We start from the raw sequence: 11,517 nt of genomic DNA, 5'->3' as shown, positions 1-11,517 counted from the left end.
GCGGGGCACCGGGCGCGGGCGGGGCGCCGTACGGCCCCGCGGGCGGCTGGCCCTGGGGCATCCCCGGCGGCATCGCGAACGGCTGCCCGCCCTGCTGGGGCGGCGGCGGGGCGTACCATCCCGGCTGGCCCTGCCCGGGCACCGGAACCGGCGGCTGCGCGCCGGGCGGAAGCGGCTGCATCAGCCCTTCCTTCTGGTCGATGGTCGACCGGTAGTCGACGGCGCCCTGCGTCATCCGCATGTACGCCTCCTCCAGCGAGGCCTGGTGCGGCGACAGCTCCCACAGACGTACGTCGGCGCCGTGCGCGAGATCGCTGATGCGCGGCAGCGGCAGCCCGGTCACGCGCAGCGCTCCGTCCGCCTCGGGCAGCACCTGGCCGCCCGCCTCGGTCAGCGCGGCCGTCAGCTTCTCCCGCTGCTGCGGCTCGGTGTCGGGGGTGCGGATGCGTGCGAAGCCGGCCGAGTTGTGCGAGATGAAGTCCTTGACGCTCATGTCGGCGAGCAGCTGCCCGCGCCCGATCACGATCAAGTGATCAGCGGTCAGCGCCATTTCGCTCATCAGGTGCGACGAGACGAACACGGTCCGTCCCTCCGCCGCGAGGGACTTCATCAGGTTGCGCACCCACAGGATGCCCTCCGGGTCGAGTCCGTTGACCGGCTCGTCGAAGAGCAGCACCTGGGGGTCACCGAGCAGCGCGGCGGCGATCCCGAGCCGCTGCCCCATGCCCAGCGAGAACCCCTTGGACCGCTTCCTGGCCACGTCCTGCAGACCGACGACGCCGAGCACCTCGTCCACGCGGCGCGCCGGAATACCGGACAGCTGCGCGAGGCACAGCAGGTGACTGCGTGCGCTGCGTCCGCCGTGCACGGCCTTGGCGTCCAGCAGGGCGCCCACCTGGCGTGGGGCGTTAGGCAGCTTCCGGTAGGGAAAGCCACCGATCGTCACCTGTCCCGTGGTGGGGTTGTCCAGGCCGAGGATCATGCGCATGGTCGTCGACTTGCCCGAACCGTTCGGCCCGAGAAAGCCGGTGACGGTACCCGGCCGCACCTGGAAGGAAAGGTTGTACACGGCTGTCTTGTCGCCGTAGCGCTTCGTCAGGCCGACTGCCTCGATCATGCTCCGCACCCATCACAAGGTTCAGGACGTGTCGGGGCACACGCCCCCCGTAAGAGTTAGGAGCATATCGGTGAGCTGACGGTTCCCTCCGGGGGTTGAGCGGCTGGCGTCTGCCGGGTTCTGCCGGTGGCCATGTGCGGGTCCGTCGTGGTTGCTCGCGCAGTTCCCCGCGCCCCTGAAGACCACCGGGCGAGCTCCAGGCTTTTCAGGGGCGCGGGGAACTGCGCGACCAGCCACCCACGACCCGCACCCGGACACCCACAACAACCCGGCAGACGCGCCCCCGCCAAGCCGGCGCAGCGATCACGCGTCGCGGTGGCGGAGTAGCGCGTACCCCCCGGCCAGCGCCGCGGCCACCCACAGCACCATGATCCCCAGGCCACCCCACGGCCCGTACACCGCGTCGTCGTCCAGCGGTGGAACCACCTGCATGATCTTGCTGCCGGCCTGGTCGGGGAGGTAGCGGGCGACCTTCTCGGTCGCGGACACGTTGCCGAGGATGTTGGACACGAGGAAGAAGAACGGCATCAGGACACCCAGCGCCAGCATCGGGCTGCGCAGCATCGCGGCCACGCCCATGGAGAACACGGCGATGAGCGTCATGTAGAGCCCGCCCCCGATGACCGCGCGCAGGACACCGGGCTCGTCGAGCGAGGTGCTGTGCTCGCCGAGCATCGACTGGCCGAGGAAGAAGGTGACGAAGCTGGTCGCGAGGCCGACGGCGAAGGCGAGCGCGGTTGCCACGGTGATCTTGCTGAAGAGGAACGTGCCGCGCTGCGGGACGGCGGCCAGCGACGTACGGATCAGGCCGGTGCTGTACTCGTTCGAGACCACCAGCACACCGAAGACGATCATCGAGAGCTGACCGAGGCTCATCCCCGCGAAACTCACGTACGTCGGGTCGAAGGCGAGCCTGTCCTCCTGGGGCATGTTCCGCCAGTCACGGTCGACCAGCGCCGAGATCAGCACGCCGAGAGCGATCGTGACGACCGCGGCGATCCCGAGCGTCCACACGGTGGACGCCACCGAACGGATCTTGGTCCACTCGGAACGGACGACCTGTACCGCCGCCATGCTCAGGCTCCCTTCTTCTGCCAGTCGCTGCCCCACGCCTGCCGCGCGGGGACCGCCGGCACCTCGTCCAGGACCGGGAGGGCACCCGCGTGCGCGTGGTACTCCACCGACTCCGCCGTCAGCCGCATGAACGCCTCCTCCAGCGAGGCCTGCTGCGGACTCAGCTCGTGCAGCACGACCTGGTGCCGCGCGGCCAGCTCACCGATCTGCTCGGGCCCCGCCCCGTCCGCCTCCAGCGCCCCGCCGTCCGCCTCGACCGCCGCGACGCCCGCCCCGTACAGCACGTCCAGCAGCCGCTCCCGCTGCGGCGTACGGATCCGGACGTACGACCGGGAGTTCCGCTGGATGAAGTCCGCCATGGAGGTGTCGGCGAGCAGCCGGCCCTGGCCGATGACGACGAGATGGTCGGCGGTCAGCGCCATCTCGCTCATCAGATGAGAGGAGACGAAGACCGTACGGCCCTGTGCGGCAAGGGATTTCATCAGGGTGCGGATCCAGTGGATGCCCTCGGGGTCGAGCCCGTTGGCCGGCTCGTCGAACATCAGGATCCGCGGGTCTCCGAGGAGCGCGCCCGCGATGCCGAGCCGCTGCCCCATGCCGTACGAGAATCCCTTGGCCTTCTTGCGGGCCACCCCGGTGAGGCCGACGGTGTCGAGGACCTCGGCCACGCGGCTCTGCGGGATGCCGTTGCTCTGCGCGAGGCACAGGAGGTGGTGGTAGGCGCTGCGGCCGCCGTGCACGGCCTTGGCGTCGAGGAGCGCGCCGATGGACATCAGCGGGTCCCTGAGCTGGTCGTAGTGCTTGCCGTCGATGCGGACGTCCCCGACGGTGGGCCGGTCGAGCCCGAGGATCATCCGCATCGTGGTCGACTTCCCGGCACCGTTCGGCCCGAGGAACCCGGTCACCATGCCGGGTCTCACGGCGAAGGTGAGGTTGTTGACCGCCACCTTCTCGCCGTACCGCTTGGTCAGCCCCTCGAGCTCGATCATGCGGCCACGCTAAAACGGGACAAAGCCCTCTGCCACCGGAGTGGCAGAGGGCTTCGAACACCTGCTGTCGAACACCTGCTGCGGAACGCCCAGGCGTTACCGGGACTGCTGCGCCGGAACCCCGCGGGAGATCGGCTCGTCCTCGGCCGGCGAACCGGCGGCGGCCACCGCGGCGCCCGTGAGCGTCGCGAGCATCTCGCGGACGTTCGTCAGCTGGGCGTTGATGCTGTCGCGGCGGTTGGTGAGGGCGGCCAGCTCGCGCTCGGATTCCGAACGGATCCGGTCGGCCTTGGCATTGGCGTCGGCCACGATGTCCTCGGCCTGACGCTGGGCCGTCTCCACCGTCTGGCGGGCGCGGCGCTCGGCGTCCGTGCGCAGCTTCTCGGCCTCGAGACGGAGCTGCTCGGCGCGGTGCTCGATCTCGGCGAGGCGCTTCTCGGCCTTGGCCTGACGGGACGCCAGGTCGCGCTCGGACTGCTCGCGGCGCTTGGCGAGGTTCGTCTCGAAGTCCGCGGCGGCCTGAGCGGCCTTGGCGCGGGTCTCCTCGAAGAGGGCGTCCGCCTCCTCACGCTTCGACTGCGCGTCCTTCTGCGCCTCGGAGCGCAGCTGGGAGGCGTCGCTCTTGGCCTTCTCGACGATCCGGACGCCCTCGTCCTCAGCCTTGGCCTTGCGCTCCGCAGCGAACGATTCTGCGTCGTTGCGCACCTGCTGGGCCGCCGACTCGGCGAGCTCACGGTGCTGCTCGGCGGCGCGGCGGGCCTCCTCGCGCAGGTCCTTCGCCTCTTCCTCGGCGAGACGGAGGATCTTCTCGACACGCGCGCCGAGACCGGCGTACGACGGCTCGGCGTCGACGACCTGGGCCTGGGCGTTCTGCGTTTCGAGGTGGAGCTCCTCGATGCGCTTTTCCAGAGCAGTGATACGGGCCAGAGCGCTGTCGCGGTCGGAGACGAGCTTCGAGATGCGTTCGTCCACCTGCGCGCGGTCGTACCCACGCCGCACAAGCTCGAAGCCGTAGGGGGAAGTGTCGCTCATGGGGTTCCTGTCGAATGAGACCGGTGAGGTGATAGAGGGAATCCTAGGGGGCGAAGCGGCGTGTCATCGAGCGGATGCACGTTTGATATGGAGAATGAGACCTCTTTCGAGTGGCGAACCAGCAGTTACTTGTCAGGAACTTTGTGTAGAGGGCTCCGCCACGCTCCGCTAAGCACGGATCGGCGCTTCTGGCTAGCCGTCTGACGCCTTGCCACCCGATCTGGGTGCGCCCACCGCGGCGCCGGCCTTGACGCCACCGTCCTTGCCGTTCGACGGGGCCTCAAAAGACTCCAACGCTTCCAGGACGTCCTGGACACGGGAGATCTCGGCATTGATGTCCTCGCGGCGCCGCACCAGGACCTCCAGCTCCCGCTTGCCCTCCTCGACCGTGGCCCGCGCCTCGCGGATCGCCTCGGCCTTGAGCTCCTCGGCCTCCCGGACGAGCGTGTTCTTCTTCTGCTCGGCCTCCTTCAGGAGCCCCTCGGCCTTCCTGACGGCGGCGATCCGCACCTTGCCCGCCTCGGAGTTGGCCTCCGAGACCAGTTCCTTCGCCTTCGACTGGGCCTTCTGCAGCTGCTCCTCGGCGGCCTTGATGAGCGCGTCGCACCGGTCGCCCGCGGCCTTCATCGTCTCGGCCGACTCACGGCGGGCCCGCTCGTGCAGGGCCTCGATCTCGCCCGTGATGCGGTCGCGCAACTCCTCCGCGCGCTCCCTTATCGCGGTGGCGTCCCGGCGCGCACCGACCAGCAGCTCGTCCGCGTCCGTACGGGCCCGCTCCACCAGGGAGTTGCCCTCCACGGTCGCCTCCGAGACCAGACGATCGGCCTCCGTGCGCGCCGCACCGACCATGGTGTCGGCCTGCGCCTCGGCGTCCGCGGTGGTCTTGTGCGCGGTCGTCTGCGCCTCCGAGATGAGCTTGTCGGCCTCGGCGGCGGTCTCCGTGATGAGCTTGTCGACCTGCTCGGCCGCCTCGGAACGCCGCTTGTTGGCGTCCTTGCGGACCTCGTCCAGCGTCCGGTCGGCCTCCTCGCGCGCGGCCGTGGTGCGCCGCTCGGCCTCGGCCTCCGCCTCGGCCCTCAGGCGCTCGGCGTCGGCGCGGACACGCTCGGCGTGCTGCTGGGCGGAACCGACCGTCTCGGCCGCCTCGGCGCGCAGCCGCTCGGCTTCGCTGGTCGCGTCCCCGATGAGCTTGTCGGCCTTCGCGACGGACTCCGCGCGCCGCCGCTCGACCTCCGCGGCCGTCTCGCTGGTGAGCCGCTCCGCCTCGGCCGTCACCTCGCTGATGAGCGTGTCGGCCTGGGTGGCCGCGTCCGAGCGGATCCGGTTCGCGTCCTCGCGTGCCTCGCCCCGGGCGCGCGCGGCGTCCTGCTCGGCGGCCGCGATGGCGTCCGACGCCTCGGTGCGTACGCGCTGGGCGTGCTCGGCCGCCTCGGCGCGCAGCCGCTCCGCCTCGGTGATCGCCTCCGAAACCGTGCGCTCCGCGAGCGACTTGGCGGCCTCCGACTCCGCCGCCGCCTCGCGCCGGACCCGGGCCGCGTCCTCGCTGGCCCGCTCCCGCTCGGCGTACGCGTCGGCGCGGACGCGGTCCGACTCCTCCTCGGCCTCGCGTCGCGTACGGTCCGCCGAGTGCTCGGCGGCGTTGCGCAGGCCGGCGATCTCCTCCTGGGCCTGCTCGTGCAGTCCGACCACGGAGTCGCGCACCTGCTGGGCGTGCTGCTCGGCGGCCGACACCATCTCGGTGGCGCGCCGGTCGGCCTCCTCGACCAGGCGCAGCGCCTCGGCCTCGGCCTCCTCCACGCGCTTGCGCGCCGAGGCCAGCAGCTCCTCGCTCTGCTCGCGGGCCCGCTCGCGCTCCTGGTCGGCCTCCTGCCGGGCGGAGCCCAGCAGTTCGTCGGCCTCGCGGCGGCGCCGGGCGGCCTCCTCCTGCGCGGCGGCCAGCGTCTCGGCGCTCTCGGTCGCCAGCCGCTCGGCCGCGGCCAGCGCCTCGGCCCGGACCCGGTCGGCGGTGTCCTGCGCCTCCGACTTCAGCCGCTCCGCCTCCGACGCGGCCTCCGACCGCAGCCGTACGGCGATGGCCTCGCCCTCGGCCCGGGACGCGGACGCGTCGGACGCGGCCTCGTTGCGCACCCGCTCGGCCTCGGCCTCGGCCTGCGACTGGAGCGTACGAATGCGTTCGGCGGCCTCACCGCGCAGCCGGTCGGTCTCCTCGGCGGCCTCGCGGCGGATCCTCTCGGCCTCCGCACGGGCGTCGCTGAGCGCCTGCTCCGCCGACGCGAGCCGTTGTTCGGCGTCGGAGTGCAGCCGGTTCAGCTCGTCGGCGGCCTCCTCCTCGCGGGACGCGACCGCGCGCTCCGTCTCCTCGCGCAGCTCGAGGGCGGACCGCTCGGCCTCGGCCTTGATGGTCTCGGACAGCTCGACGGCCTCGTCACGCTGCCGCTCCGCCTCCTTGCGCGTGCGGTCGAGGGTCTCCTCGGCCTGACGGCGCAGCGACGAGGCGCGCTCGATGGCCTCCGTACGGACCTTCTCGCTCTCCGTCGTGGCCGACTGGCGCAGCTCGTCCGCGTCCGCCTTCGCCTTGGCGAGCAGGTCCTCGGCGGTCCTGGCGCCCTCCTCGATCTGCTGGACGGCCTCGCGACGTGCCTCGGAGCGGATGCGCTCACCCTCGGCGACCGCGTCGGACCGCAGCTGCTCGGCCTCGCCGCGCAGCCGGCGCGCCTCCTCCTGCAGCTCGACGGTCTTGGCGCGGTACTCCTCGGTGTCGTCCTTCGCCGCGCCCTTGAGCTGCTCGGCGAGGTCGTGCGCCTCGGAGCGCAGCCGGTCGGCCTCGGCCTCGGCCTCGCCGCGGATGCGCTCGGCCTCCTCGGCGGCGGCCGTGATGGTGCTCCTGGCGTCCTCCGACGCCTTGTTGAGGACGTCCTCGGCCGTCTTCGCCGTCTTGGCGAGCTGGGAGGCGGACTCCTCCGCGGTGATGCTGCGGGCCTTCTCGGACGCCTCGGCGACGATCTTCTCGGCCTCGGAACGGGCGTCCGCGACGACTTCCTCGGCGGACGCCTTGGTGGCCTCGGCCTCCTTCGTGGCCTCCTGGACCAGACGGGCGACCTGCTCCTTCGCCGTCCGCGTACGCTGCTCGTTCGTCGACTCGGCGCCGGCCAGGGCCTTGGCCGCGGCCTCCTTGGCCTCGGCGACCACCTTGTCGGCCTCGGTGCGGGCCTTCTGCAGCGCCGTCTCGGCCTCGGCCATGCGCTGCTCGGCGGCCCGGCTCAGCTCGGTGGCCTGGCGGCGGGCGCTGTCCGACTCCGTCGCGGAGGAGGAGCGCAGCTGCTCGGCGTGGTCCGTGGCCTCTTGGGCCTGGGTGGAGGCGGCGTTCAGCAGCCGCTCGGCCTCCGCGCGGGCCCGGCGCAGGATCTGGTCGGCCTCGGAGCGGGCCGACTCGGCCTCGTCCTGGAGCCGCTGACGGGCCTCGGAGGCGACCCGCTCGGCCTCGGCGCGGGCCGCGGCCAGTGCCTGGTCGGCCTCGGAACGGGACTCGTCCAGCAGCCGGCGCGCCTGCTGCTCGGAGCGGGCGCGCAGCTGCTCCGCCCAGGCCACGTTCTCGTTGACGTGCGACTCGACGGTCTGGCGGCGCTCGGAGAGCTCCTGGTCGAGCTGCTGGCGGCGCGACACGGCCTCGGCATGCAGCTCTGACTGGAGCCGGGCGGCTTGCTCGGCGTGCTCCTGGAGGAGGCGCTGGTTCTGCGCGCGTGCCTGACTCAGCTCGCGCTCGGCCTCGGCGCGCAGCTGGTCGGCCTGCACCTGGGCCTGGCGGAGCATCTGCTCGGCCTGGTAGCCGATGTCCGATCCGTCGAACGCGGGTCGGGTCATGATGGTGCGGCGCGCCTCGTGCAGCTTGGCGCGCAGCACCTCGACCTGGTAGCCGAGGTCCTCGGCATGCTGGATCGCCTTTTCCCGCTCGGTCTTCAGCCGCTCCATCTCGGCCTCGAACCGAGAGAGGTGGTCGACGTCAGCCGCCGGCTCTCGCTCCTGGCGTTCGTAGCCCCGCACTGCGCGGTCCCATCCGTCCCCTGGTCGCAAGCTTCTCCAAACGAGCTCCGTCCAACCGCCGAACGAAGCCCCCGGGGAATGGTGTCAGATCAACGGCGGAGCGCGGGCTGCCGCCCTAACCCTCGTCCCCCGAAACCTGGACCCCGGCCCTTGGGCGCTTCTGACGGATCTCCGTGGCGTCACGACGCCCGGCACGCACTCTCGCCGCACCGGACGCAAGCCCTAGTAGCTCCGCTACGAGGACTTCCGCCCGGCACGCCGAGAGCACGCACCGAACGCCGCTCCTTCTCCCACGGCCATCCGTCAGAAGCGCCCTGGATCCCGTCGTCGGATGGCGGCAGGACCCCGACCGTCCCCTCGCGAGGTGACGGCCGACCCCAACCCTACCGGCCCCTATGTACGGGGGTCAGTGCTCAGGTGACTCAACCGGCGCCGAAGTGACCAGTTCTGTCAGTACGCCGTGACAATCCTTGGGGTGCAGGAACGTGATCCGTGACCCCATGGAACCGCGCCGGGGCTCCTCGTACAGGACGCGTACGCCCTTACCGCGGATCTCGGCGGCGTCCCCGTCGACATCTGCCGTACCGAACGCGATGTGATGGACACCTTCGCCGTTCTTCGCCAGCCACTTCCCGACGGCGGAGTCCTCCCGGGTCGGCTCCAGGAGCTGGAGGTACGACGCGCCGCCGTCGTCCGTGCTGTTGATCCTGAGCATGGCCTCCCGCACGCCCTGCTCCTCGTTGACCTCGGAGTGGTACACCTCGAAGCCGTACGTGGCCCGGTAGAACTCGACGGTCGCGTCGAGGTCGAAACAGGCGATCCCGATGTGGTCGATTCGCGTCAGCATGGTGTCAGTGCACCGCTCCGGAGGTGGTTACGCAACGTGCGCGCGATCACACCGACAGCCCGATGACGGGGTGGTCTACCGCTCAGTACATTCGAAGTAAACCCTCGTTCACTCCTCAGCTGTGCAGGCTGGAAGGGGATCGCACCTCATGTCTGGAACGAACGGCAACACCTCGGTGATCGTCGCGGGCGCGCGTACGCCCATGGGACGGTTGCTGGGTTCGCTGAAGTCCTTCTCCGGAGCCGACCTCGGTGGCTTCGCGATCAAGGCCGCCCTCGACCGTGCGGGGATCGGTGGCGACCAGGTGCAGTACGTGATCATGGGCCAGGTGCTTCAGGCCGGGGCGGGGCAGATCCCGGCGCGCCAGGCCGCGGTCAAGGCGGGCATCCCGATGAACGTCCCGGCGCTCACCATCAACAAGGTGTGTCTGTCGGGTCTGGACGCCATCGCTCTCGCCGACCAGTTGATCCGTGCGGGTGAGTTCGACGTGGTCGTCGCCGGCGGCCAGGAGTCCATGACGAACGCCCCCCACCTGCTCCCGAAGTCCCGTGAGGGCTACAAGTACGGCGCGGTCCAGATGCTCGACGCGATGGCGTACGACGGCCTCACCGACGCCTTCGAGAACATCGCCATGGGCGAGTCGACGGAGAAGTACAACACGAAGCTGGGCATCGGCCGGGCCGAGCAGGACGAGATCGCCGCCCTCTCGCACCAGCGTGCGGCGGCCGCGCAGAAGAACGGTGTCTTCGAGGCGGAGATCGCGCCCGTCGAGATCCCGCAGCGCAAGGGCGACCCGGTCGTTTTCAGCCAGGACGAGGGCATCCGCGGCGAGACGACGGCCGAGTCGCTGGGCAAGCTGCGCCCGGCCTTCACCAAGGACGGCACCATCACCGCCGGCTCTGCCTCCCAGATCTCGGACGGTGCGGCGGCCGTGGTCGTGATGAGCAGGGCCAAGGCGGAGGAGCTCGGCCTGGAGTGGATCGCGGAGATCGGCGCGCACGGCAACGTGGCGGGCCCGGACAACTCGCTGCAGTCGCAGCCGTCGAACGCCATCACGCACGCCCTGAAGAAGGAGGGCCTTGAGGTCGCGGACCTCGACCTGATCGAGATCAACGAGGCCTTCGCGGCGGTCGCCGTCCAGTCAATGAAGGACCTCGGAGTGTCCACTGAAAGGGTGAACGTCAACGGTGGCGCGATCGCCCTCGGCCACCCGATCGGCATGTCCGGCGCCCGTCTCGTCCTCCATCTGGCGCTGGAGCTGAAGCGGCGCGGCGGAGGCGTGGGCGCGGCCGCGCTGTGCGGCGGCGGTGGACAGGGTGACGCGCTGATCGTGCGGGTACCGAAGGCCTGAGAGCGCTGCACGTCTCTTTCGGGTCCCTTTGATCTCGCTGATCTCGCCGATCTCGCTGAACGGAGCTGTGATGCAGGACGTCCCCACACTGGTCGCCCAGGCCAGGGAAGGCCGGCCGCGGGCCGTGGCCCGGCTGATCTCCCTGGTGGAGGGGGCGTCCCCGCAGCTCCGTGAGGTCATGGAGGCGCTGGCGCCCCTGACCGGCGGGGCGTACGTGGTGGGCCTGACGGGCTCTCCGGGCGTCGGCAAGTCGACCTCGACGTCCGCGCTGGTGACGGCGTACCGGAAGCAGGGCAGGCGGGTCGGGGTCCTGGCGGTGGACCCGTCGTCGCCGTTCTCCGGGGGTGCGCTGCTGGGCGACCGCGTGCGCATGTCCGAGCACGCCTCCGACCCCGGTGTCTACATCCGCTCCATGGCCACGCGCGGCCATCTGGGCGGGCTGGCCTGGGCGGCTCCCCAGGCGATCCGGGTCCTGGACGCGGCGGGCTGCGACGTGATCCTCGTCGAGACGGTCGGCGTGGGGCAGTCGGAGGTGGAGATCGCGTCCCAGGCGGACACCTCGGTCGTGCTGCTGGCTCCCGGGATGGGCGACGGCATCCAGGCGGCGAAGGCCGGGATCCTGGAGATCGGTGACGTGTACGTGGTCAACAAGGCCGACCGTGACGGTGCGGACGCCACTGCCCGTGAGCTGAACCACATGCTGGGCCTGGGCGAGTCCCGTGGGCCCGGTGACTGGCGGCCGCCGATCGTGAAGACGGTCGCGGCGCGGGGCGAGGGTGTGGACGAGGTCGTCGAGGCGCTGGAGAAGCACCGGGCCTGGATGGAGGAGCGGGGGGTGCTCGCGGAGCGGCGTCTGTCCCGTGCCTCCCGCGAGGTCGAGACCATCGCGGTGACGGCCCTGCGGGAGCGGATCGGGGACCTGCACGGGGACCGGCGCCTGAGTGCGCTGGCGGAGCGGATCGTGGCGGGCGAGCTGGATCCCTACCGGGCGGCGGACGAGCTGGTGGCGGGCCTGACGGAGTCCTGAACGGGACCTGAACGGGAGGGTCCTCGCCCCCGCCGCCCC

General features: G+C 71.2%; 8 protein-coding genes. 2 read left to right on the top strand and 6 right to left on the bottom strand.

The window, feature by feature from the left end; genetic code table 11:
- The 6 genes from FNH08_RS31895 to mce all read right to left on the bottom strand — a co-directional run.
- On the bottom strand, window positions 1-1,117 hold a 1,117-nt coding region (locus FNH08_RS31895; protein WP_152775005.1), incomplete at its 3' end, for an ABC transporter ATP-binding protein.
- Between the two features lie 303 nt (window positions 1,118-1,420).
- Window positions 1,421-2,191, bottom strand: a complete 771-nt coding sequence (locus FNH08_RS31890; RefSeq protein ID WP_152775004.1) for an ABC transporter permease — start codon at window positions 2,189-2,191, stop codon at window positions 1,421-1,423.
- Window positions 2,192-2,193: 2 nt separating this feature from the next.
- On the bottom strand, window positions 2,194-3,180 hold the full coding sequence (locus tag FNH08_RS31885; protein ID WP_152775003.1) for an ATP-binding cassette domain-containing protein: 987 nt from the start codon (window positions 3,178-3,180) through the stop codon (window positions 2,194-2,196).
- Between the two features lie 96 nt (window positions 3,181-3,276).
- Window positions 3,277-4,212, bottom strand: coding sequence for a coiled-coil domain-containing protein (locus FNH08_RS31880; RefSeq protein WP_152775002.1), 936 nt, complete (start codon window positions 4,210-4,212; stop codon window positions 3,277-3,279).
- Between the two features lie 192 nt (window positions 4,213-4,404).
- On the bottom strand, window positions 4,405-8,253 hold the full coding sequence (gene scy / locus FNH08_RS31875; protein WP_322725848.1) for a polarized growth protein Scy: 3,849 nt from the start codon (window positions 8,251-8,253) through the stop codon (window positions 4,405-4,407).
- 406 nt (window positions 8,254-8,659) lie between these two features.
- The gene (gene mce, locus FNH08_RS31865) at window positions 8,660-9,100 is read right to left on the bottom strand and encodes a methylmalonyl-CoA epimerase (RefSeq protein ID WP_152775000.1); all 441 of its coding nucleotides are present in this window, start codon (window positions 9,098-9,100) and stop codon (window positions 8,660-8,662) included.
- 148 nt (window positions 9,101-9,248) lie between these two features.
- Here mce and FNH08_RS31860 point away from each other — a divergent pair, with 148 nt between their 5' ends.
- Together FNH08_RS31860 and meaB are read left to right on the top strand one after the other, a co-directional pair.
- Window positions 9,249-10,451 carry an acetyl-CoA C-acetyltransferase gene (locus tag FNH08_RS31860; protein ID WP_152774999.1) on the top strand — a complete coding sequence of 401 codons (1,203 nt, stop codon included), beginning with the start codon at window positions 9,249-9,251 and terminating at the stop codon, window positions 10,449-10,451.
- Window positions 10,452-10,521: 70 nt separating this feature from the next.
- Window positions 10,522-11,478 carry a methylmalonyl Co-A mutase-associated GTPase MeaB gene (gene meaB / locus FNH08_RS31855; protein ID WP_152774998.1) on the top strand — a complete coding sequence of 319 codons (957 nt, stop codon included), beginning with the start codon at window positions 10,522-10,524 and terminating at the stop codon, window positions 11,476-11,478.
- The last annotated feature ends 39 nt before the right edge of the window (window positions 11,479-11,517 follow it).

It is taken from the genome of Streptomyces spongiae, from assembly GCF_009377185.1.
GTDB classification, from domain to species: domain Bacteria; phylum Actinomycetota; class Actinomycetes; order Streptomycetales; family Streptomycetaceae; genus Streptomyces; species Streptomyces spongiae.
The sequence above is the reverse complement of the archived record's forward strand: the minus strand, read 5'-3'. Positions and strand labels throughout refer to the sequence as shown.

Excerpts from the sequence above, each read along its gene's own strand:
- mce (WP_152775000.1), bottom strand. The coding sequence starts at position 9,100 with ATGCTGACGCGAATCGACCACATCGGGATCGCCTGTTTCGACCTCGAC.
- meaB (WP_152774998.1), top strand. The coding sequence starts at position 10,522 with ATGCAGGACGTCCCCACACTGGTCGCCCAGGCCAGGGAAGGCCGGCCG.
- FNH08_RS31880 (WP_152775002.1), bottom strand. The coding sequence starts at position 4,212 with ATGAGCGACACTTCCCCCTACGGCTTCGAGCTTGTGCGGCGTGGGTAC.
- FNH08_RS31860 (WP_152774999.1), top strand. The coding sequence starts at position 9,249 with ATGTCTGGAACGAACGGCAACACCTCGGTGATCGTCGCGGGCGCGCGT.
- FNH08_RS31890 (WP_152775004.1), bottom strand. The coding sequence starts at position 2,191 with ATGGCGGCGGTACAGGTCGTCCGTTCCGAGTGGACCAAGATCCGTTCG.
- FNH08_RS31885 (WP_152775003.1), bottom strand. The coding sequence starts at position 3,180 with ATGATCGAGCTCGAGGGGCTGACCAAGCGGTACGGCGAGAAGGTGGCG.